The 22,351-nt window shown below is 67.9% G+C and carries 19 protein-coding genes and 3 tRNA genes; 1 reads left to right on the forward strand and 21 read right to left on the reverse strand.

Translation table 11 applies throughout. The features are described 5' to 3' along the window. Positions 1-36: 36 nt before the first annotated feature. Both ACQY9S_RS08275 and ACQY9S_RS08280 read right to left on the reverse strand, forming a co-directional pair. Complete coding sequence (locus tag ACQY9S_RS08275) at positions 37-1,743, reverse strand: AMP-binding protein (protein ID WP_428424706.1); 1,707 nt, start codon at positions 1,741-1,743, stop codon at positions 37-39. A gap of 13 nt (positions 1,744-1,756) precedes the next feature. Beyond that, on the reverse strand, positions 1,757-3,028 hold the full coding sequence (locus tag ACQY9S_RS08280; protein ID WP_428424708.1) for an alpha/beta hydrolase: 1,272 nt from the start codon (positions 3,026-3,028) through the stop codon (positions 1,757-1,759). A gap of 111 nt (positions 3,029-3,139) precedes the next feature. On the opposite strand from ACQY9S_RS08280, the gene ACQY9S_RS08285 reads away from it, so the two are divergent. Then, positions 3,140-3,928: a TetR/AcrR family transcriptional regulator gene (locus tag ACQY9S_RS08285; RefSeq protein ID WP_428424710.1), complete on the forward strand. Its 789-nt coding sequence runs from the start codon at positions 3,140-3,142 to the stop codon at positions 3,926-3,928. A 505-nt stretch (positions 3,929-4,433) separates the two neighbouring features. Here the strand turns inward: ACQY9S_RS08285 and ACQY9S_RS08290 are convergent. The 19 genes from ACQY9S_RS08290 to leuD form a co-directional block, all read right to left on the reverse strand. After that, positions 4,434-4,510: transfer RNA gene (locus ACQY9S_RS08290), tRNA-Asp, on the reverse strand. 46 nt (positions 4,511-4,556) lie between these two features. Continuing rightward, positions 4,557-4,632, reverse strand: a tRNA-Glu gene (locus ACQY9S_RS08295). A 57-nt stretch (positions 4,633-4,689) separates the two neighbouring features. Beyond that, positions 4,690-4,765 (reverse strand) — tRNA-Ala (locus ACQY9S_RS08300). 38 nt (positions 4,766-4,803) lie between these two features. Then, positions 4,804-6,240: a glutamate--tRNA ligase gene (gene gltX / locus ACQY9S_RS08305; protein ID WP_428424712.1), complete on the reverse strand. Its 1,437-nt coding sequence runs from the start codon at positions 6,238-6,240 to the stop codon at positions 4,804-4,806. Further along, the gene (locus ACQY9S_RS08310) at positions 6,237-7,481 is read right to left on the reverse strand and encodes an O-succinylhomoserine sulfhydrylase (RefSeq protein WP_428424714.1); all 1,245 of its coding nucleotides are present in this window, start codon (positions 7,479-7,481) and stop codon (positions 6,237-6,239) included. Before ACQY9S_RS08310 ends, gltX begins: the two co-directional genes overlap by 4 nt. Continuing rightward, the gene (gene purF, locus ACQY9S_RS08315; RefSeq protein WP_428424716.1) at positions 7,481-9,010 is read right to left on the reverse strand and encodes an amidophosphoribosyltransferase; all 1,530 of its coding nucleotides are present in this window, start codon (positions 9,008-9,010) and stop codon (positions 7,481-7,483) included. Before purF ends, ACQY9S_RS08310 begins: the two co-directional genes overlap by 1 nt. Positions 9,011-9,036: 26 nt before the next feature. Continuing rightward, positions 9,037-9,546 carry a CvpA family protein gene (locus ACQY9S_RS08320; RefSeq protein WP_428424718.1) on the reverse strand — a complete coding sequence of 170 codons (510 nt, stop codon included), beginning with the start codon at positions 9,544-9,546 and terminating at the stop codon, positions 9,037-9,039. Beyond that, the gene (locus ACQY9S_RS08325) at positions 9,543-10,325 is read right to left on the reverse strand and encodes an SPOR domain-containing protein (RefSeq protein WP_428424720.1); all 783 of its coding nucleotides are present in this window, start codon (positions 10,323-10,325) and stop codon (positions 9,543-9,545) included. The genes ACQY9S_RS08320 and ACQY9S_RS08325 overlap by 4 nt, the downstream gene beginning before the upstream one ends. Before the next feature lie 102 nt (positions 10,326-10,427). Further along, positions 10,428-11,750: a bifunctional tetrahydrofolate synthase/dihydrofolate synthase gene (gene folC, locus ACQY9S_RS08330; RefSeq protein ID WP_428424722.1), complete on the reverse strand. Its 1,323-nt coding sequence runs from the start codon at positions 11,748-11,750 to the stop codon at positions 10,428-10,430. Between the two features lie 183 nt (positions 11,751-11,933). Then, the gene (gene accD / locus ACQY9S_RS08335) at positions 11,934-12,806 is read right to left on the reverse strand and encodes an acetyl-CoA carboxylase, carboxyltransferase subunit beta (RefSeq protein WP_428424724.1); all 873 of its coding nucleotides are present in this window, start codon (positions 12,804-12,806) and stop codon (positions 11,934-11,936) included. After that, a complete protein-coding gene (trpA, locus tag ACQY9S_RS08340) occupies positions 12,803-13,618 on the reverse strand; it encodes a tryptophan synthase subunit alpha (protein WP_428424726.1) in 816 nt (271 codons plus the stop codon). The genes accD and trpA overlap by 4 nt, the downstream gene beginning before the upstream one ends. Further along, positions 13,615-14,853 carry a tryptophan synthase subunit beta gene (gene trpB / locus ACQY9S_RS08345; RefSeq protein ID WP_428424728.1) on the reverse strand — a complete coding sequence of 413 codons (1,239 nt, stop codon included), beginning with the start codon at positions 14,851-14,853 and terminating at the stop codon, positions 13,615-13,617. Before trpB ends, trpA begins: the two co-directional genes overlap by 4 nt. Positions 14,854-14,870: 17 nt before the next feature. Next, positions 14,871-15,572, reverse strand: a complete 702-nt coding sequence (locus ACQY9S_RS08350) for a phosphoribosylanthranilate isomerase (protein WP_428424730.1) — start codon at positions 15,570-15,572, stop codon at positions 14,871-14,873. Beyond that, positions 15,520-16,302, reverse strand: a complete 783-nt coding sequence (truA, locus tag ACQY9S_RS08355; RefSeq protein ID WP_428424732.1) for a tRNA pseudouridine(38-40) synthase TruA — start codon at positions 16,300-16,302, stop codon at positions 15,520-15,522. The genes ACQY9S_RS08350 and truA overlap by 53 nt, the downstream gene beginning before the upstream one ends. Before the next feature lie 43 nt (positions 16,303-16,345). Beyond that, a complete protein-coding gene (locus ACQY9S_RS08360; protein ID WP_428424734.1) occupies positions 16,346-18,724 on the reverse strand; it encodes a FimV/HubP family polar landmark protein in 2,379 nt (792 codons plus the stop codon). A gap of 374 nt (positions 18,725-19,098) precedes the next feature. Then, positions 19,099-20,232 (reverse strand): aspartate-semialdehyde dehydrogenase, encoded by a 1,134-nt coding sequence (asd, locus tag ACQY9S_RS08365; protein ID WP_428424736.1) that lies wholly within the window; start codon positions 20,230-20,232, stop codon positions 19,099-19,101. 70 nt (positions 20,233-20,302) lie between these two features. Next, positions 20,303-21,382, reverse strand: coding sequence for a 3-isopropylmalate dehydrogenase (gene leuB, locus ACQY9S_RS08370; RefSeq protein WP_428424738.1), 1,080 nt, complete (start codon positions 21,380-21,382; stop codon positions 20,303-20,305). Between the two features lie 2 nt (positions 21,383-21,384). Next, a complete protein-coding gene (locus ACQY9S_RS08375) occupies positions 21,385-21,681 on the reverse strand; it encodes a hypothetical protein (protein WP_428424740.1) in 297 nt (98 codons plus the stop codon). 8 nt (positions 21,682-21,689) lie between these two features. Beyond that, positions 21,690-22,334 (reverse strand): 3-isopropylmalate dehydratase small subunit, encoded by a 645-nt coding sequence (leuD, locus tag ACQY9S_RS08380; RefSeq protein ID WP_428424742.1) that lies wholly within the window; start codon positions 22,332-22,334, stop codon positions 21,690-21,692. Positions 22,335-22,351 lie beyond the last annotated feature (17 nt).

Raw genomic sequence — 22,351 nt, forward strand, 5'->3', positions numbered from 1 at the left:
CGACAGGTCTCCTGATGAATCAAGGGGGGCGGCGGCTCAGCGGCCGTGCTCGGCGGCGATGCGCTCGTGGACGAGATCCTTCAGCGCCGCCTTGCTGAGCTTTCCGGACGCCGTGAGCGGGAAGGTGGTGACGACTTCGATGCGCTCGGGCCACTTGAACTTCGCGAGTCCGTAGTGCTGCAGGTAGCCACCGAGTTCGGCGACGGTCGGTGCCGCATGGCCGTCGCGCAGGATCAGCACCGCGCACAGGCGCTCGTCGAACACGGGGTCCGGGTAGGGCACGGCGGCGACGGCGGCGACGGCCGGGTGGCCGGCGACGGCCATCTCCACCTCCTCGCAGTTGATCTTCTCGCCGCCGCGGCTGACCAGGTCCTTCAGCCGGCCGCAGAAGACGTAGTACGTCTTGCCGTCGATGACCTCCTCATGCATCAGGTCGCCGGAGCGGTAGGCGCCGTCGCTGGTGAAGGTCTCGCGGTTGCGCTCTTCGGCACGGTAGTAGCCGCGGATCGTGTACGGCCCCTTGAAGACCGGCTCGCCGATTTCGCCGGGCACCGCGAGTGTCTCCGTGCCGGGCACGACGATGCGGATGCGGTCCCACGGGCTGACCGGCCGGCCGTGCGTTGCGTCCTGCGCCTCAGGCGGGTCGTCGGCATGCGTCAGGGTGATCACGCCCTCGGTGATGCCGAAGATGAGATGCACCGGCACGCCGAGTAGCGCGCGCAGCTTGCGCGTCCCGCCGGCGGCGATGACGCCGCGCGCATTCGCGAGATCGACGCGCCCCGCGGCGATGGCCGACTCGAGCCGCGCGACGATTGGACCGCCGAGCATCAGCCATGTCGGCCGCGTCGTCTCGATCAGCGAGATCAGCGTTTCGGGCTGCAGGTCCGGGGCGATCGTCACGGTGCCACCGGTCATCAGGAACGGGCCGAAGCAGCAGCCCATGTTCAGGTTGTGAACCATGGGCTGCGGCATGAACAGCACGTCGTCCGGGCCATAGCGCAGCCAGGCCGCGACCGCGCGCATGTTGTAGAGGTACTCGTTGTGGAAGCGCGGGATGATCTTCGGCACGCCGGTCGTGCCGCCCGACAGCTGGAACACCGCGACCTGGAAAGGATCGAGCGCGACCGACGCCAACAGTTCGTTGGCCTCGTCGAGGTCGATCGAGTCGATCAGCGCCTGCAGATGCAGCACGCCGGCTTGGGGTTCGCCGCGCGCCTGCAGGATGGCCTGCAGCGTCGGCACCTGCTGCTGCATCTTCCGCGCAAACGCGACGCCGTCGAACTTGGGATCGTCGCCTTGCACGATGTGCAGCCGCGCCTCGGCAAGCTGTGCGAGGTAGCCGATCTCGCGCTCGCGGTGCGCCGTCAGCGTGCACACCGGGATCACGCCAGCCTTCAGGCAGGCCAGGAAGGCGATGACCAGCTGCTCGCTGTCGCCGAGCTGGAAGATCGCGCGGTCGAGCGGCCGCAGCCCCAGGCGCATCAGCGCCGCACCGAGGCGGGTGCTGAGCGCGTCGAGTTCGGCATAGCTGATGCGCAGGCCGGACCCGAGCAGCGCGACGTTGTCGGGGTGTCGGGCACACGCCTGCCGGAAGCCGTCGACCAGCGTGTCGAAGCCGAGCGCCCCTTCGCGAACGTAGCGGGCGAGTTCACCCTCGTCGGGGTAGACGACGCCCGGCATGGGATAGGCAACGCGCCACGGGCGCGACGGATTCAGGGTCTGCATCGCTTGCTCTTCATGCATGGGCGGCACGCGTTCAGGCGAAGGTCTCGGCCAGCCAGCGCGACAGGTGGCAGCCGGCGATCACCTGCCCGGACTCCTCGCCATCGTCGAGCGGCTGACCATGGTGGTTGCCGCGCACCCGGTGCCGTTCCTTGCGGCTGGTGCGCATGCCTGCATAGATCGCGTCGACGTCCGCGGGGAAGACGCAGTTGTCGCCGCTGTACTCGACCAGCAGCGCGGGCTGCTCGATCGAAGCGGCGCACTTCTGCATCGACGCGTTGGACGACAAGCCCGACCAGGTCGACAACCAGGATTCCGGCGTAACGACACGCCCGAAACCCACGCTGCCCAGGTTGGACACCACCGGGTCCGCGCCCCACAGCGAGCCGACCAGCCGATCCGAGGGGTCGAGCGCCAGGTCCCAGCAGCGCAGGTCGGCGTCGGTGCGCCACACCGTGAAGATGGCGCCGTGGCTCGCAAGAGTCTTGTCCTGCGCATCGCGCGAGGTCTTGTAGCGGCCTCGCGCGGCCTGCTTCTGCTCCACCAGGGCGAGCGCCCGAGCATCCAGGCACGCCACGCGGTCGCGCTGCGCGGCGCGGTAGCGCGCGACGAAGTCGGCGCCGTAGCGCGACGACTCCGGCGGCGCACGGAAGCCGTTGGCGGCGCTGAACGGATCGAGCGACGCATCCCGCGAGAACGGATCGGACTCGTCCGTGACCGAGGGATCCAGCGCGTTCATCAGCAGCACGCCCTGCCCCGGATGGGGCGACACCAGCACGACGCCGTCGGCCGCAGGCAGCGTCGCCGTGTCGAGGGCGGTCGGCCGGCCCGCGGGCGTCCGCAGGATGCGCTGTGCCGGCGACAACAACGACTGCTGGTTGTAGAAGGCGAACAGGCCTGCGCCGCCGGAGTTGCCGAGCAGCACGACGGTCTCGAAGCCGAGCGTGCGCAAGTGCAACATGCCGGCCGCGACGTCGTGGACGGCGAACTCGTGTTCGAGGCGCAGGTCGTTGCCGATCGATCGGGCGCCTTGAACCCAGCAGGCCCACCCGGCATCGAGCACATCGGGCACGAGGTAGTGCGTCGCGATGAATTCGCGCGGATGCATCAGGAACACGACCTTGCGGCTCGGGCCACGGCTGTACAGCAGACCCTGCACCGCCTGGCCATCCTGCGTCGTCAGGGGACATGGGCGCGCCTGGAATGGCAGCTCCATGCGCTGAGGCGCCCATGAAGCGCCGCGCAGCCCCGCGGTGACGGCCACCCTGGGCCGCGAGCTTGCGGCGGCCGACGTGGCTGCAGGCATCGATGCTCGATCAGACATTATTTGAGATGCAGTCAAATGATGATGACGAATGTAGTGGCAAACTGAGGGCATGTCAAATATGATCGTGATCAACGAACCTGCCTGGATCCAATGAAGGCCATCAAGCCCAAACCCACAGACGAGCAGCCGGCGCGGCGAGCCGGCCGGCGTCCGAAGGGCGCCGACGGCGCACCTTCGCTCTCGCGCGACGCCGTCGTGCAGTGCGCGATCGAGCTCGCACGGCGTGAGCCGCTGACCGACCTGTCCATGGTGCGCGTCGCCCGCGAGATGGGTGTTGCGCCCGGCCTGATCCACTACTACATCGGCAGCCGGGACGACCTGCTCAGCGCGGTGATCAACTTCGCCTTCAAGGAGCGCATGGAGGCCTTGCCGCCACTCGTCGGCGCCTGGCGCGGGGACCTCGAGACCGTCTCCCGACGTGTCGTGGAAATCACGGCAACCTGGCCGGGCCTGGGCACCTACATCCTGACGAACAACCGCTTCCGGCTCTTCCAGCGGGTCGAGCCGGGGGAGACCGACTATGGCCTGGCGTTCTTCGACCACATCGGTCGCATCCTCCGAAACGCGGGCTTTACAACGGCGCAGGCTGCGCTCGCCTACCACCTGCTGATGCTGTTCATCTCCAGCATCTCGGCCGAAGTCGAGAAGAGGCTGGCGCCCGGCACCCATCACGACTACATCGTCGGCTACGTCTCGCGGTTCGAACAGGCGGCGCTGCCGGGCGCCACCTACTTGGTGTCTAGCTTCGCCAAGCTGGATACCGCGACGACCTTCGAAGCCGGACTGCAGCTGTTGCTCGACGGGTTCGAGACCTGGTTGTCGCCGGCAAAGGCGACTTCGAACGTGCGCAGGCTCAAACGCGAAGCGTCGACTCGTTAGTCAATTCCGAAGGCTGCAACTGTGAGCACGTTGCCGTGTGACGCGTCCTGACCCAACAGCCGGTGTCGGGGGCGGGTGCTGCCATTCGCGGCTGCGCCTTGAACTCACGGTTTCAAACCCATTGCGGTCGTTCACAGGGGTGCCGCGTTGGACCGGATGACCGGTACTGAGGGCGTCAATCTTCATAAGGCGTTTCGCCGCACTTGTAGGGGCGATGTCATGCACAGGTGCTACATAAGAACGCCTTATCGCTTGCTCCTGTCGCTAATGAGATGCCATATGCTTGGCGAGCCGCAATTTCACCCACGAATCTAGCCAAGCCCAATTGACCGCAGCACTTTCCAGTGAGGAGTTCGAAGTCGAACTGGTGTCCCAACCCCTGGGATTCGATGGGGCCACATGACACTTGCTGGACCAAAAAAAGAAAAAGGGCCACTGCAAATTCGCAGTGGCCCTTTTGGGTCAAATTGGGACTCCATGAGACTACATGGAACCACTTGAGACTTGGCGGAGTGGACGGGACTCGAACCCGCGACCCCCGGCGTGACAGGCCGGTATTCTAACCAACTGAACTACCACTCCACGTGGTTGGCAGGTTTCACATTGCTGTGCAAGTCCTGCGCTAACTTGGCGTCCCCTAGGGGATTCGAACCCCTGTAATCACCGTGAAAGGGTGGTGTCCTAGGCCTCTAGACGAAGGGGACTGAAACCTTCTTGTGAATCTTCTCATTTTGAACAGCGCCACCGCAGCGTCTAGCTTTTGGTGGAGGTAAGCGGGATCGAACCGCTGACCTCTTGCATGCCATGCAAGCGCTCTCCCAGCTGAGCTATACCCCCGGCGCTGTTCAAGCGAGACCGAAATTATATGACGATTCTCAGGAGGCTCGCAAGCGCGCCAGCACGGTGTCGCGGGCAAACAGGGCCAGCACCGCATCGACCGACGGCGTCTGGGCGCGGCCGCAAACCAGCACGCGCACCGCATGCGCCAGTTGCGGCATCCTCAGGCCGTGTTCGGCGAGCGTGGCCTTGAAGGCCTGCTGGATCGATGCGGCATCCCAGGCGATCTCTGTGAGCCGGCCCGCGAGCGACGACAGCGCGGGTTTCACCGCGTCGGTCACGTGGGCCGCGAGGTCCTCGGCGCTCGGCGTCACCTCGCCGAAGTACATCGCCAACCACTGCGCCAGCTCGACGGTGGTGGCGCAGCGGTCCTTGAACAGCCCGCACAGTTGCGCGAGCCGCTCGTCGGTGGGCGCGGCAAGGCCGAGCCGATGCAGTTGCAGCGCCACCAGCGGCGCCAGCGCCGCGTCGTCGGTGCGCTTGAGGTGCTGGGCGCCGACCCAGCGCAGCTTGGCCTCGTCGAACTGCGCGGCACTCTTGCCGAGGTGATCGAGGCTGAACCACTCGACCAGTTGCTCGCGCGAGAAGATCTCGTCGTCGCCGTGGCTCCAGCCCAGGCGTGCCAGGTAGTTGACCACGGCATCGGCGAGGTAGCCCTCGTCGCGGTACTGGGTGACGGGCTTGGCGCCGTGGCGCTTGCTCATCTTCTCGCCCTGCTCGTTCAGCACGGTGGGCAGGTGCGCGTAGACCGGAGGCTCGTGACCGAGCGCGCGCAGGATGTGGATCTGCCGCGGCGTGTTGTTCACGTGGTCGTCACCGCGGATCACGTGGGTGATCTTCATGTCGGCGTCGTCGACGACGACGCAGAAGTTGTAGGTCGGCGTGCCTATCGCGGCGGCACCGTCCGCCGCAGCGTTCGCCGCGGGCCGCGCGATCACCAGGTCGTCGAGTTCATCGTTGCTGAACTCGATGCGGCCCTTGACCTTGTCGTCCCATGCCACGCTGCCGCCGATCGGCGACTTGAAGCGGATCACCGGCTGCACGCCGGGCGGCACCGGTGGCAGGGTCTTGCCGGGCTCGGGCCGCCAGGTGCCGTCATAGCGCGGCTTCTGCTTGGCGGCCATCTGGCGCTCGCGCAGCGCGTCGAGTTCGGCCTGGCTCATGTAGCAGTGGTAGGCGAGGCCCTGCTCAAGCATCTGCGCGAGCACTTCCTTGTAGCGGTCCATGCGCTGCATCTGGAAGAACGGGCCCTCGTCGGCATCGAGGCCGAGCCAGCGCATGCTCTCGAGGACGACGTCGACCGCTTCCTGCGACGAGCGCTCGACATCGGTGTCTTCGATGCGCAGCACGAACACGCCGCCGGTGGCCCGCGCATAGGCCCAGGGGTAGAGCGCGGAGCGGATGTTACCGAGGTGGATGAAGCCGGTCGGCGACGGCGCGAAGCGCGTGCGGACCTGCGCGGTGGTGGTGCTCATGCGGTCAGGGTGTCGAGGCCGCGGGCGAGATCGGCCTTCAGGTCGTCCAGATCGTCCAGCCCTGCCGCGACGCGGATCATGCCCTGCGTGATGCCGGCCGCCAGGCGCTGTGCTTCGGTCAGCCGGCCGTGCGAAGTGCTGGCCGGGTGCGTGATGGTGGTCTTGGTGTCGCCGAGGTTGGCGGTGATGGAGCAGATGCGGGTGCTGTCGATCAAGTGGAAGGCATTGCGGCGCGCGAGTTCAGCGCCCTCGCCCTTCACGATGAAAGACACCACGGCCCCGCCGCAGCCGTGCTGCTGCGCCATCGCGAGCGCATGCTGTGGGTGCGATGGCAGGCCGGGGTGGTACACGCGCTGCACGGCCGGGTGCGCCTCGAGCCACTGCGCAAGCCCGAGCGCGCGTGCACTCTGCGCTGCCATGCGGATCGACAGCGTCTCCAGGCCCTTCAGCACCACCCAGGCGTTGAACGGCGACAGGCTCATGCCGGCGCTGCGCATCAGCGGCACCAGCGTGTCGTTGACGATGCGCGCCGGGCCGCAAACGGCGCCCGCGAGCACGCGCCCCTGGCCGTCGAGGTACTTGGTGCCCGAATGGATGACGAGGTCGGCACCCAGCTTCACGGGCTGCTGCAACGCCGGCGAGCAGAAGCAGTTGTCGACCGCCAGCAAGGCGCCGGCATCATGCGCCACGGCGGCCAGCGCCGCGATGTCGCACACCTCGGTGAGCGGATTGCTCGGCGTCTCGGCGAACAGCAGCCGCGTGGTCGGTCGCACGGCGGCCTGCCACGCCGCCACGTCGGTCTGCGACACGAAGCTGGTCTCCACGCCGAACTTCGCCAACTCGCCGCCCAGCAGCTTGATGGTCGAGCCGAACACGCTCTGCGAGCAGATCACGTGGTCGCCGGCCTTCAACAGCCCCAGGCACATCAGCAGGATCGCGCTCATGCCGCTCGACGAGGCAATGCAGGCCTCGGTGCCTTCCATCGCGGCGAGGCGCCGCTCCATCATCGTGACCGTCGGGTTGCTGAAGCGCGAGTAGACGAAGGCTTCTTCCTCGTTGGCGAAGCGCGCGGCCGCGGTGGCGGCATCGGGGTGCACGAAGCTGCTGGTCAGGAACAGGGCCTCGGAATTCTCGCCGTACTGGCTCGGCGGCAGGCCCTCGCGCACCGCCAGGGTGTCGAGTCGCACGTCGGCCGGCAGGTCGACGCGGGGCAGTCGCTTCGGATCGTGGGGGCCCGCCATCAGACCTCCGTGGCGCTCTGCAGCGCCAGACGCGACGCCGACTCGGCATCTTCCTCGAGCTGCAGCGGGCGCTGCGCCGCCAGGGCCTCGAAGTCCGCCGCGCTGACGTCGCCGGTGATGTAGACACCGTCGAAGCACGAGGCCTCGAAGCCCGCCAGCTTCGGGTTCAGCGAGCCGACGGCCCGCTTCATGGCCGCAATGTCCTGATAGATCAGCGCGTCGGCACCGATGAACTGGCGGATCTCCTCGATGCTGCGGTCGTGCGCGATCAACTCGCCCTTGGTCGGCATGTCGATGCCATAGACATTCGGAAAGCGCACCGGCGGCGCAGCCGAGGCCATGAACACCTTGCGCGCGCCAGCCTCGCGCGCCATCTGCACGATCTCCTTGCTGGTGGTGCCGCGCACGATGGAGTCGTCGACCAGCAACACGTTGCGGCCCTTGAACTCGCTGACGATCGCGTTGAGCTTCTGGCGCACCGACTTCTTGCGCATGCCCTGCCCCGGCATGATGAAGGTGCGGCCGACATAGCGGTTCTTCACGAAGCCCTCGCGGTAGGGCTTGCCGAGCTTTTGCGCCAGCTGCATCGCCGACGGCCGGCTCGATTCAGGGATCGGGATCACCACGTCGACCTCGCTCGGCGGCATCGTCGAGATCAGGCGTTGCGCCAGCGTCTCGCCCATGTTGAGTCGCGCCTGGTAGACGGAAATGCCGTCGATCACGGAGTCGGGCCGCGCGAGGTAGACGAACTCGAACACGCAAGGATTGAGGGACGCGTTCGCAGCGCACTGGCGTGCGTGAATGCGGCCTTCGAGGTCGATGAACACCGCCTCGCCCGGCGCCACGTCGCGCAACAGGCGGTGGCCGGTGCCTTCGAGCGCGACCGACTCACTCGCCACCATCACGCCCTTGCCCGCGGGCGTGTCCGTCTCGCCCATGCACAGCGGGCGGATGCCGAACGGATCGCGGAAGGCGAGCACGCCGTGGCCGGCGATCAGGCACACGACGGCGTACGAGCCCTTGATGCGCCGGTGCACGGCACCGACGGCCTTGAAGATCTCGTTCGGCGTCAGCGGCAGGTCGCGTGCCGCCAGTTCGAGTTCGTGCGCCACCACGTTGAGCAGCACCTCGGTGTCGCTGTCGGTGTTGAGGTGGCGCCGGTCCACCGCGAACAGTTCCTGCTTGAGCGCATGGGCATTGGTGAGGTTGCCGTTGTGCACCAGCACCAAGCCGAACGGCGCGTTCACGTAGAACGGCTGCGCCTCCTCTTCGCTGTAGGCATTGCCTGCGGTCGGGTAGCGCACCTGGCCCAGGCCCACCGTGCCGGGCAGTCCCCGCATGTTGCGGGTGCGGAACACGTCGCGCACCATGCCGCGCGCCTTGTGCATGAAGAACTTCCTGCCCTTCGCGTCCGGCCCGGCCGTCACGATGCCTGCCGCATCCTGGCCGCGGTGCTGCAGCAGCAGCAGCGCGTCGTAGATCAGCTGATTGACCGGTGCAGTGGAGATCACACCGACGATGCCACACATGGACTACCCCTTTAGAAGACCCGCGCTCACGCCCGCAGGTGCCGCGCCACCTCGTCCGGCAGCCAGGGCTTCAGCCCCGACAGCACGGCCTGCAATCCCGCCACGCTGTGCGCAGCCTGCCACGACGGCGATGCCGCCAGCGGCGTCATGGTGACCGCCGTCACGACAGCGAGGGCCACCAGCACGCCGCGCATCAGCCCGAACACGGCACCGAGCACCCGGTCGAGCGGACTGAGCGGTGAAGCCTGGACCAGCTTCTTGATCAACCACGACAGGAAGCCCCACCCGATCAGCACCACCACGAAAACGATCACGAACGCCGCAGCGATGTTGAGGCCCGAACCCGGCGCTCCGACCGGAATGCTCGGCGCCACGGCAGCACCGAAGGCCTGGGCCGCCACATACGCCACCACCCAGCCGAGCAGCGACATCACCTCGTACAGCAGGCCGCGCACCAGGCCGACGACGACCGACAAGCCGACCACGGCCGCAAACACCCAATCGACCCAGCCGATCTGTGCCACGGCAGCACTCACAGCGTGAGCACCGCGGAGTTAAGCCCGGACTGCTTGATCTGCGACGCCACCTTGTCGGCTTCGGCGCGATCGCTGTAGGGGCCGATGCGCACGCGGATGCGTTTGCCGGATGGCGTCTCGACCACCTGCGTGTAGGCCTTGAAGCCCAGCTTCTCGACGCGCAGCCGCGCCGCGCGGGCCGCGTCGGCTTCGCCGTAGGCACCGACCTGCACCACGAAGCGCGTCGCGCCGTCCACTGCTTTGCCTGCGACCTCGGGCTTGGCCGCCGCAACCGGCTTGCCTTCGAGCGCGGCGCGGGCCCGGGCGGACTCGGCCGGCCTGAGTGGCGTGGCCGCCTTGCCCGCTGCGGGCTCGGGCTTCCTGTCGGCGCTCTTCTCGACTCGCTTTTCGACTGGTTTGTCTGGTGGAGCCGCCGCAGCGACCTTGGACTCGACAGCGGGCGCGGCAACTTCGCGGCCGGCATCGGCGGCGTTCTCGGTCACGACAGGGTCGTCCTTCGGCGCCGGCGCTGCGGCCGCAGGAGGATTCGCAGCCGGCTTGGCAGCCAGAGGAGGCACGGCCTCCTTGCGCGGGATGTCGATCGGGATGTCGCTCGACAGGGGCCGCGGTGCGGTATCGAACAACAGCGGAAAGCCCACGACTCCCAGCACGACCAGCACCGCCGCACCGACCAGGCGCCGCCGCGCGCGGCGGCGGGCGAGTTCGACCGAATCGGGGTCGGTCGGAACCGCAGCGGACCCGGTCTCGGGCTTGCGATGAAAGAAGGACAGCAGACCCATGCGTGGAGGCTTCCGGGATGAGAGCGACGGCAAGCGCAACGCCCTGCGATGGTTCCGCGATGCGGGCCGCGACGCCTGCATATCGGGCCCGCGGCCGCAATGTCAACCCAGATGCTTGGCAGTGCGGCGTGGCAGCCCGTTCTCGAGCACACCACCGACGGTGAAGAACGATCCGAACACCACGATTCTATCAGCGGGGTCTGCCGCATCGAGAGCCGCGACGAGCGCCGCGCGGGGTGCCGGGTGCTCGCTGGACTGCACCTGCGGTGGCAGCGGCGTCGCCTGCGGCGCGCGCGCGGCCAGGGCGCGCGCGTGCAGGGCCCGGAGCTCCTGCGCCGTCGCGGCGCGGGGCGTCGGCAGGTCGCTGAAATACCAGCGATCGACCAGGGGCAGCAGCCGCGCGAACATGGTCTCGATATCCTTGTCCTTCATGGCGCCGAACACTGCATGCGTGCACGGGTAAAAGCCCATCTGGTCGAGGTTCTCGGCCAGCGTGGCCACTGCATGCGGGTTGTGCGCCACATCGAGCACCAGCGTCGGCGCTCCCGGCACGATCTGGAAGCGCCCGGGCAGTTCGACCATCGCCAGGCCGTTGCGCACGGCTTGCGCCGTGACCGGCAAGCGGTCGCGCAGCGCCTCGAGCGCGGCCAGCACCCCCGAGGCATTGAGCAACTGATTGGCACCGCGCAGCGCCGGGTACGCCAGGCCGTTGTGGCGGCGCAGGCGTCCGGCCCAGCCCCACTGCTGCTTGTCGCCCCGGTAGCTGAAGTCCTGCCCGAAGCGCCACAGGTCCGCACCGATCTCGCGGGCCCGGTCGAGCACGCTCTGCGGGGGCAGCGGATCGCTCACGATGGCCGGCCGGCCGATGCGCAGGATGCCGGCCTTTTCACGGCCGATCGTCTCGCGATCGGCCCCCAGGTAGTCCATGTGATCGAGGTCGATGCTGGTGAGGATGGCACAGTCGGTGTCGATCGAGTTGACCGCGTCGAGACGCCCGCCCAGACCGACCTCCAGCACCACCGCATCGAGCGCAGCCTGGCCGAGCAGGCGCAGGATCACGAGCGTGGTGAACTCGAAGTAGGTCAGGGTTTCGCCCTGGCGCGCGGCCTCGACCGCCGCGAAGTGCGGCAGCAGCGCCGCCGCTTCGACGCTCTCGCCGCCCACGCGGCAGCGCTCCTCGAAGTGCACCAGGTGCGGCGACGTGTAGACGCCGACGCGGTAACCCGACTGCAGCAGGATCGCCTCGAGCATCGCGCAGGTCGAGCCTTTGCCGTTGGTGCCGGCCACCGTGAACACCGGGCACTCGAAGCCGACGCCCAGGCGCTCGCGCACGCGTTGCACACGCTCCAGCGTGAGGTCGATGGTCTTGGGGTGCAGGCGCTCGCAGTGGGCCAGCCAGTCTGCGAGCGTGGACGGGGTCGTCATGGAGCGCGATGGTAAGTGGGACGGAACGACCAAACACAAGGGCGGCCGCAGCCGCCCCTTGCCGCGCCGGTGGCTCGCGCCGCCAGGTGCAGCAGCAGGGACTCAGCCGAGCGCCGGACCGCCCCAAGCCGGCTGCGCCTGCCTCGCAGGATGGTCGCAGCAGGTCGCGGCCGGCGGCACCACTCAGGCCACGGCGTCGGCGCTCTGCCGCTGCAGCATCGCCAGCGCACGCGCCACCGTGCCGCGCAGCTCGCGGCGGTCGACGATCATGTCGAGTGCGCCCTTGTTCATCAGGAACTCGCTGCGCTGGAAGCCTTCGGGCAGTTTCTCGCGCACGGTGTTCTCGATGACCCGCGGACCGGCGAAACCGATCAGCGCCTTGGGCTCGGCGATCACCACATCGCCCATGAACGCGAAGCCGGCCGACACGCCGCCCATGGTCGGATCGGTCAGCACGCTGATGTAGGGCAGCTTCGCCTTCGCGAGCCGCGTCAGCGCAGCATTGGTCTTGGCCATCTGCATCAGCGACAGCAGACCTTCCTGCATGCGCGCGCCGCCGGTCGCGGTGAAGCAGATGAATGGCGTCTTCTGGTCGATCGCTGCCTCGACCCCGCGCACGAAGCGTTCACCGACGACCGAGCCCATCGAGCCGCCCATGAAATCGAACTCGAAGGCCGCCGCCACGATCGGCAGCGTGTGGACCGCGCCGCCCATGACCACCAGCGCGTCGGTTTCGCCGGTGGCTTCCATCGCCTGCTTCAGGCGCTCGGGGTACTTCTTGCTGTCCTTGAACTTCAGCGGATCGACCGGCACGACTTCCTGCGCCAGTTCGTAGCGGCCCTCGGGATCGAGGAACTTGTCGAGACGCTCGCGCGCACCGACGCGGTGGTGATGGGCGCATTTCGGGCAGACGTAGGCGTTCTGTTCCAGGTCGGTCTTGTAGAGCACCGTCTCGCAGGCAGGGCACTTGATCCACAGTCCCTCGGGCACCGAGCGGCGCTCGGTCGGGTCGGTGGGCTGGATCTTCGGCGGCAGCAGTTTCTCGAGCCAACTCATGCACGCACTCCTTCGGTTGAATCTAGCGCCTCGCGTATCGAGGCAATGAATGCAGCACCGGCCGCAGCGACGTTCTCGCGGGGCTCGGTCTCCAGCAACTGCACGATGCGCGAGCCGATGACGACGGCATCGGCCACCGCCGCCAGCGCCTGGGCCGTGGCGGCGTCGCGGATGCCGAAGCCCACGCCGACCGGCACCTTCACATGCTCGCGGATGCGCGGCAGCATCTTCGACACCGCATCCGTGTCCAGGTGGCCGGCCCCGGTCACGCCCTTGAGCGACACGTAGTAGACGTAGCCGCGCGCGATGCGGCCCACGTCCTTCATGCGCCGCTCGGTCGAGGTCGGGGCGAGCAGGAAGATCGGGTCGAGCCCCGCGCCCTGCAGTTGCGAGGCGAAGGCCTCGCACTCCTCGGGCGGATAGTCGACCACCAGCACGCCGTCGACGCCGGCCGCCTTGGCGTCCGCGACGAAACGCTCGATGCCGTAGCGCTCGACCGGGTTCGCATAGCCCATCAGCACGACCGGTGTAGCGTCGTTGCGCGCGCGAAAACCGCGCACCATCGCCAGCACCTGACCCATGCCGATGCCCTTGGCCAGCGCCCGCTCCGAGGCCTTCTGGATCACCGGACCGTCGGCCATCGGGTCGGAGAACGGCACGCCGAGTTCGATCACGTCGGCACCGGCCTCGGCCATTGCCAGCATGATGTCGACGGTGGCGTCGGCATAGGGATCGCCGGCCGTGATGTAGGGAATGAGTGCCGTGCGGCGCCGTGCACGCAGGCGCTCGAAGGTGGCAGCGATGCGGCTCATTGCTTCACCTTCTCGCCGCGCGACGACGGCCGGTCGTAGAAATCGGCGCCGGACAGGTCGGCGACGGTGCCGATGTCCTTGTCGCCGCGACCGGACAGGTTGACCAGCAGGCACTGGTCAGGGCGCATCGTCGGGGCCAGCTTCATCGCATAGGCCACCGCATGGCTCGATTCCAGCGCCGGGATGATGCCTTCGGTGCGGCACAGGCGGTGGAAGGCCTGCAGCGCCTCGTCGTCGGTGATGCCGACGTACTCGGCCCGCCCGATGTCCTTCAGGTAGGCGTGCTCGGGACCGACGCCGGGGTAGTCGAGCCCGGCCGAGATCGAGTGCGTCTCGATGATCTGGCCGTTCGCGTCCTGCAACAGGTAAGTGCGGTTGCCGTGCAGCACGCCGGGCGAGCCGGCGCTGAGGCTGGCGGCGTGCTTGCCGCTGTCGAGCCCGTGGCCGGCCGCCTCGACGCCGATCAACCGCACGTCCTCGTGCCGGATGTAGGGATAGAAGATGCCCATCGCGTTGCTGCCGCCGCCGACGCAGGCGATCACCGCATCGGGCTGGCGGCCCGCCATCGCCGGCATCTGCGTCAGGCATTCCTCGCCGATGACGCTCTGGAAGTCGCGCACCATCTCCGGATACGGCGCCGGGCCGGCGACCGTGCCGATGATGTAGAAGGTGTTCTCGACGTTGGTGACCCAGTCGCGCAGCGCCTCGTTCAGCGCGTCCTTCAGCGTCCGGCTGCCGCTCTCCACTGGCACCACCTTCGCGCCCAGCAGGTGCATGCGGTAGACGTTGGGCGATTGGCGCTTCACGTCCTCGCTGCCCATGTAGACCACGCACTCCATGCCGTAACGGGCACAGACGGTGGCCGTGGCCACGCCGTGCTGGCCGGCGCCCGTCTCGGCGATCACGCGCGGCTTGCCCATGCGCCGGGCGAGCAGGGCCTGGCCGATGGTGTTGTTGATCTTGTGCGCGCCGGTGTGATTCAGGTCTTCGCGCTTGAGGTAGATCTGCGCGCCGCCGAGCTCGCGGCTCATGCGCGCGGCATGGTAGATCGGGCTCGGCCGGCCGACGAAATGCGCGAGTTCGTACTTGAACTCGGCCACGAACTCGGCGTCGTTGCGGTAGCGCGCGTAGGTCGCCTTCAACTCATCGAGCGCATGGATCAGGGTTTCGGCGACGAAGCTGCCGCCGTAGCGGCCGAAATGGCCGCTGGCATCGGGTTGCTGGTAGTTCAACATGGGTGCAAATGAAGGTGTCAGATCGCGCTGGCGGCGACGCGGGCATCGGCCTCGCGCACTGCCTCGCAAAACCGGCGGACGGCTGCGGCATCCTTGATGCCCTTCGCACTTTCCACGCCGGAACTCACGTCAACGGCCCAGGGCCGCACCTTCAGCACCCCATCGGTCACGTTGGCAGCATTCAACCCACCAGACAAAACGAGCGGACGGGTGACGCCGGAGGGAACGAGTGACCAATCGAAGACCTTTCCGCCGCCGCCATAGCCGTCGACGTGAGCGTCGAGCAGCAGGGCCTGGGCGTTCGAGAACTGCTGCGCAAAGTTTAACAAATCGAAACCCGGCGCCATGCGGGCGGCCCGGAGATAGGGTCGCCCGGCGGCATCGCACTGCGCCGGCGTCTCGTCGCCGTGGAACTGCAGCAGGACTGCGGGGATCGCCTGGCAGGCCGCAGCGATTTCGCCCGGTGCCGCATTCACGAACAAGCCGACCGGCATGACGAAGGGAGGCAGCCGCCGCGCCAGGGCTGCGGCCCGCTCCAGCGTGACGACGCGCGGGCTCTTCGCGTACAGCACGAAGCCGACCGCGTCGGCACCGGCCTCGACGGCCGCGTCGACATCGGCCTCTCGGGTCAGGCCACAGATCTTGATGCGGGTGCGCATGGGGTGCTCAAGGCAACCAATCGAAGGCCGGTGTGCGTTCGGGCAGGTCGAGGCCTGCATCGTAGTGCGGCCCGAGGAAGTACAGCCCGTCCGGGGCAAAGGTGGGCGCCGCCAGTCTACGGTCTCGCCCGGCCAGCACCTCGGCCAGCCATTGCGGCGCGCGTGCACCCTGCCCCACGGCCAGCAGGCAACCCATCAGGTTGCGCACCATGTGGTGCAGGAAGGCGCTGGCCTCGAACTCGAAGCGCCAGTAGGCACCGCGGCGAACGATTTCGATGCGCCGCAAGGTCTTCACGGGACTGGCCGCCTGGCACTCGGCCGATCGAAAGGCGCTGAAATCGTGCTCGCCGATCAGGTGGGCGGCCGCCGCCCGCATCGCCTCGGCATCGAGCGGCCGGAACACCCAGCCCACGGCGCCCACCTCGATCGCAGGCCGGACCGCCGACTCCAGCAACAAGTAGGCATAGCGCCTGCCGCGCGCGCTGTTGCGCGCGTGGAAGCCGTCGCCGACGGGCCGGCACCATTGCACTGCAATGTCGTCGGGCAGGTAGCGGTTGGTGCCACGCACCCACGAGAAGGGCTCGCGCTCGATCCCGGTGTCGAGGTGGATCACCTGATTGAGCGCATGCACGCCGGTATCGGTGCGCCCGGCGCACACGGTGCGCAGCGGCCGGTCGGCAAAGCGCGACAGCGCCGCCTCGAGCCGGTCCTGCACCGTGCGTCCCCCCGGCTGACTCTGCCAACCGAAATAGGCGTTGCCCCGGTAGCTCAGGCCCAGGGCCAAACGCATGGCCCGGAGCCCGGCAAGTGCAGTGCGACCGAACCGGCCCGGTTCAGCCGATGTCCTTCAGCATGCTCTGGGCCTTGGTCTTGAGCGTGCCGCTGGAGCGGGCCACGACTTCCTGAAGCAGGTCGCGCGCGCCCTCGAGATCACCGATCTGGCGGAACTCCTCGGCGAGTTCGAGCTTGCGCGCGAGCGCCTCGTCGGTCGCCACGTCACCCGGCAGATCGAAGTTGCCGAGGTCCGGCAGGGCCTGTTCGACTCCCGGCGTCGCGGCCGGGTCCGATGGGGCATCGAGCGACAGCGACGGCAGCTCGAAGTCGAAACCGAGATCCCCAGCCGCCGCGGTCGGGAGCGGTTGCGTGCGCTCCGGCATCGACCTCGGGGTCTCGTCCAGCGCGCCGGGGACCGAGACGTCCAGATCCAGGTCGACACCCGGATCCTCGAGGATCTCGGAGCGCTGTGCATCGAAGCGCGAGGGCGACGGCAACACCGACTGGGGCATCGTGCTGGCACCGAGCGCCTCGACCACCGCACCACCATCGGCCGAAACGCCGGGCGGGCGTCCGCCCGGCTGGTACATCGGGTTCTCGGGATCGATACCCACACCGAGCTGCTGGGCACGCGTCCAATCCTCACCCTCACCGCCGGTCAGCGCATAGAGCTGCGTCGCCAACAATTCGAAGCCCTTCGTGTCGCGTCGCTTCGCGTACACCTCGAGCAGCTTCAGGCGGATGGCCATGCGCTCGGGGCTCGAGCGCATGGCTTCCTTCAGGATTTCCTCGGCTTGCAGATCGCGACCATAGGCAAGGTACACATCGGCTTCGGCCACCGGATCGACATCGCCGATCGCATCGAGCTGGCTCAGCGAGTAGCTCATCGACGACGGGACGCCGGTTGCATCGCGGGTGTCCACGCGCTGTCCACCACTGGCGCCGAAGAACGAGTCGGGCTGCAGACGGCTCTCGAGGAACGAGGTCTCCCCGCTGTCCCGCTTACCCTGCCGCATGCGGTAGAAGCCGAACCCCGCGAGAAGCGCAACCAGCACGCCCGCGCCCGGCAACAGCAGCGGGTTCTCGAGCAGACCGTCGATGAAGCTCGGCCCTTGTGTCGGCGTCGGAGCAGGTGCCACTGCCGGCTCGCTGGCGGCGGCTGCCGGCGCGGGCGAAGAGGGCGCAGCCACAGGCGGCTCTGCGACCGTGGCTGGAGCGGACGCCACGACCGCCGGCGCCTCGGCGCTCGCAGCCGGCGCGGGGCTGGGAACCGGCGCAGGCGCAGGTGCGGGTGCTGGCGGTGTCGGAGTGGGGACAGGCGCCGGCTTGGGCGCCGGCGGCACGACCGTCGGAGCGGGCACGGCGAGCGCCCCGGGCTTCGCGGCCCCGGCCGAAGCCGCCGACCCGGCCGCCGCCGCGCCCTGCAGCTTCTTCAGCTCTTCAACGTTCTTGGACAACTCGGCGACGCGGGTGGAGCTGTCCTTCTGTTCGCGCCCCTTGGCCAACTGATCTTCCGGGCCGGGCTTGCTGGCGCCGACCGCACCCTTGCTCAAGGTCAGCTTGTCGGGAGCCCCGCCGCTGGCGGTCTTGCGATCCTGGACTTCCGCCTGCACCTTGCCGGCAGCGGAGCGGCTGCTGTCCTGAGCAACCGTGGTCGGCACGCCACCGGCGAGCTTCTCGCGATAGGCACCGAAGTCGGCGCTCTGCGCCTGGATCACCTGCCGCGCGTCCGACGGCGAGACCGCCTTGCCCTGGTCGGCACTGGGCACGGTGAGCACCGCACCGGCCTTGAGCCGGTTCATGTTGTTGCCGAGGAAGGCGTCCGGGTTGCTGCGATAGAGCGACACGAGCATCTGATCCAGCGAAACACCCGGCTGCTGAGTGCGACTGGCGATGCGGTAAAGCGTATCGCCCGCCTTGACGCGGTATTCGGTCGCAGCGGACGCAGACGGCTCGGCTGCAGCGCGAAGCGCCGGAGCCGCGGCAGGACGCGGTGCAGGCGCGGGAGCCGGCGCTGCCGCGGGCGACGGACTGGGCGCCGCAGCGCGCGGCGGCAGCGGCGCCGCAGCGGTCGAAGAGGACGGCGCCGGCGAGATGACCGTTGGCGCCGAGGCCGGTGCGGCAGCCCGCGTGGCCGGCGGATCGAACAACATGGTGAACTCGCGCACCAGCCGTCCTGACGACCAGTTCAGTTCGAGGATCACATCGACGAAGGGCTCACCGACAGGACGGTCGCCCATGACGCGCAGATAGGGCCGGCCGTCGGCACGCCGCTGCAGTGTCACGCTGGCGGAGGCCAGGGCTGCGTTGTAGTCGACACCCGCCGCGCGGTAAGCGTCCGGCGGCGCAATGTGCACCTTCAGGCTGGACGCCTCTTCGGGCGTCAACGCCGTCACGTCGATCTCGGCCCTCAGCGCTTCGCCGAGGGACGATTGCACGGACAGACGCCCCAAGCCCAGCGCAGCCGCGTCTATCGGCATCCAAGCAGAGACCGCCAGTGCTGCAGCAGCGATGGCGTTCAGGGTTCTGGGTGCACGAGCCTGCCCGACGCGGTTCTTACGTTCTTTCAAGGCGCCTCCCAAATGCGAGATCCGAGCGTCGCGTGACGCTCCTCGTAGCCCCCCGATGTCGAAGCAGCATGCCCGACAAACCGAGGTGAATTTATCGAAATCACAATAACATCAAGAGGATACGCTGACAAGCTCATGCTCCGCGTGACATTCGTTCCAACGTGGTGGCTGTCGCGCGCCACGCAGCTTCGTTGTCGCCCTGCAACGCACGCAAGCCGCTCGATGCAATGGCCGTCGGCGCCTCACGCCTCGAGCAGGATGCGCAGCATACGCCGCAAGGGTTCTGCGGCCCCCCACAGCAACTGGTCTCCGATGGTGTAGGCACCCAGATACTCCGGCCCCATCGCCAGCTTGCGCACGCGGCCCACCGGGATGCCCAGCGTGCCGGTCACCGCCACCGGGGTCAGGTCGCGGATCGTCGCCTCGCGTGTGTTCGGCACCAGCTTGACCCACTCGTTGTCCTGCGCGATGAGGGCCTCGACATCGGCGAGCGGCACGTCTTTCCTGAGCTTGAAGGTCAGTGCCTGGCTGTGGCAGCGCATCGCGCCGACGCGCACGCAGAATCCGTCGACCGGGATCGCCGGCGTGCCGAAGCCCTCGCCGATGCCGAGAATCTTGTTGGTCTCGGCAAAGCCCTTCCATTCTTCCCGGCTCACGCCGTTGCCGAGGTCCTTGTCGATCCACGGGATGAGCGAGCCGCCCAGCGGCACGCCGAAGTGTTGCGTCTCCTCGGCCGACAGGCTGCGCTGCTTGTCGATGATGCGGCGGTCGATCTCGAGGATCGCGCTCTTCGGGTCGTCGAGCAGGGCCCGGACTTCGGTGTTCAGCGTGCCGAACTGCGTTAGCAACTCGCGCATGTGCTGCGCGCCGCCGCCGGAGGCCGCCTGGTAGGTCATCGAGCTCATCCACTCGACCAGCCCGGCCTTGAACAGCGCACCGACACCCATCAGCATGCAGCTGACCGTGCAGTTGCCGCCGATCCAGTTGCGCTCGCCCTTGGCCAGCGCATTCTTGATGACGGGCAGGTTGACCGGGTCGAGGATGATGACGGCATCGTCCTTCATGCGCAGCGTCGAGGCGGCGTCGATCCAGTGGCCCTTCCAGCCCGCAGCACGCAACGGGGTGAACACCTCGGTCGTGTAGTCGCCGCCCTGCGCGGTGATGACGATATCGCAGCGCTTGAGCGCTTCGATGTCACGCGCATCCTTCAGCGTCGTCTCGTTCCTGGCCATCGATGGCGCCTTGCCGCCGGCGTTACTGGTGCTGAAGAACACCGGCTCGATCAGGGCGAAGTCGCCTTCGGCCTGCATGCGATCCAGCAGCACCGAACCCACCATGCCCCGCCAGCCCACCAGGCCCACTACGGTCGTTGCCATCTCAATCTCTCGCTCACAAAAAGTTCGAATTCCATTCGCGGCGCACCGGCACCGCGCCCACCGGCAGAGTTCAGCCCTGCGCTTTGAGGCGGGCGACCACGGCGTCGCCCATCTCCTTCGTGCCGATCTTGCGCGTGCCCTCGCTGTGGATGTCGCCGGTGCGCAGGCCGTCCTCCAGCACGGCCTGTACGGCCGCCTCGACGCGCGCCGCCGCTTGCGGCTGGTTCAGGCTGTAACGCAGCATCATGGCCGCGCTGAGAATCGTGGCCAGCGGGTTGGCGACGCCCTTGCCGGCGATGTCGGGCGCGCTGCCGTGGCTGGGTTCGTACAGGCCCTGGTTCTTCGCATTCAGCGAGGCACTGGGCAGCATGCCGATCGAGCCGGTCAGCATCGCCGCCTCGTCGCTGAGGATGTCGCCGAACATGTTGCCGGTGACGATGACGTCGAAAGCCTTGGGCGCCTTCACCAGTTGCATCGCGGCGTTGTCGACGTACAGGTGGTCGAGCTTGATGTCCGGATACTGGCCGTGCACCTCGGTCACCACGTCCTTCCAGAACTGGAAGGTCTCCAGCACGTTGGACTTGTCGACGCTGGTCAGCTTGCCGCCGCGCTTGCGCGCCGCCTGGAAGGCGACGTGCGCGATGCGCTCGATCTCCGGGCGGCTGTAGCGCATCGTGTCGTAGGCTTCCTCGGCTCCGGGGAAATGACCATCGGGTGCGCTGCGGCGACCGCGCGGCTGACCGAAGTAGATGTCGCCGGTCAGTTCGCGGATGATCAGGATGTCCAGCCCCGCCACCAGTTCGGGCTTCAGGCTCGACGCATGGGTCAGCTGCGGGTAGCAGATCGCCGGGCGAAAGTTGGCGAACAGGCCCAGATGCTTGCGCAGCCCCAGGATGGCCTGCTCGGGGCGCAACGGGCGGTCGAGCTTGTCGTACTTCCAGTCGCCGACGGCGCCGAACAGCACCGCATCGGCCGCCTGCGCGAGCTTCAGCGTGCTCTCCGGCAGCGGATGGCCTGCCGCCTCGTAGGCGGCACCGCCGACCGGCGCCGCCTCCAGCTCGAAACGCAGATCGAGCGCGTGCAGCACCTTGACGGCTTCATCGACGATTTCCGGACCGATGCCGTCACCCGGCAACACGGCGATCTTCATGCTCAATCCTCTTTGCGGTGCGTGATGCGCACGACCAGCGCCTTCTCGCACACCTTGAAAATCACGTAAAACGCCGCCGCCGCATAGCCGTAGGCGACCAGCTCCAGCAGCTGCTGCAGCGCCCCTTCACGCACCGCATCCACGCCGTGCTCCAGCAAGAAACGCAGGTTCGCCTGCAGCACCGCCAACAGGTTCAGCGACGCGATGCCGAACAGCACGAAACTCACGCCCATCAGCAACAGGGCCAACCACCAATGGCGCAGCAGAACCCGGAACACGCGCGAGTCGGCTGCGCCCATCCCCACCCCTACAGCGAATGCGCCAGCCACGGCTTGCGCAGCAGGCGTTCGGCCTCGTAGGCGCGGATCTTGTCGGCATGGCGCAAGGTCAGACCGATGTCGTCCAGGCCGCCCAGCAGGCAGTGCTTGCGGAAGGGCTCGACCTCGAACGCCAGTTCGCTGCCGTCGGGTTTGACGACGACCTGGCGCTCCAGATCGATCGTGAGTTCGTAGCCGACGAAAGCCGCCACCTCGTCGAACAGCCGCGCCACCTGCTGCTCGGGCAGCACGATCGGCAGCAGGCCGTTCTTGAAGCAGTTGTTGAAGAAGATGTCGGCGAAGCTCGGCGCGATCAGCGCCCGAAAGCCGTACTGGTCGATCGCCCACGGCGCGTGCTCGCGGCTCGATCCGCAGCCGAAGTTCTTGCGCGCGAGCAGCACCGAGGCTCCCCCGTAGCGCGGCTGGTTGAGCACGAAGTCCGGATTGGGCCGCCGCATGCCGGCGTCCTGCTCCGGCTCGCCGTGGTCAAGGTAGCGCCACTCGTCGAACAGGTTCACGCCAAAGCCGGTGCGCTTGATCGATTTCAGGAACTGCTTCGGGATGATCGCGTCGGTATCGACGTTCTCGCGGTCGATCGGCGCGACCAGCCCTCTGTGCATACGAAACGGCTGCATGATGATCGGAGGTTCGG

Source organism: Methylibium sp. (assembly GCF_965279545.1).
In the GTDB taxonomy this organism is placed as follows: Bacteria; Pseudomonadota; Gammaproteobacteria; order Burkholderiales; family Burkholderiaceae_C; genus Methylibium.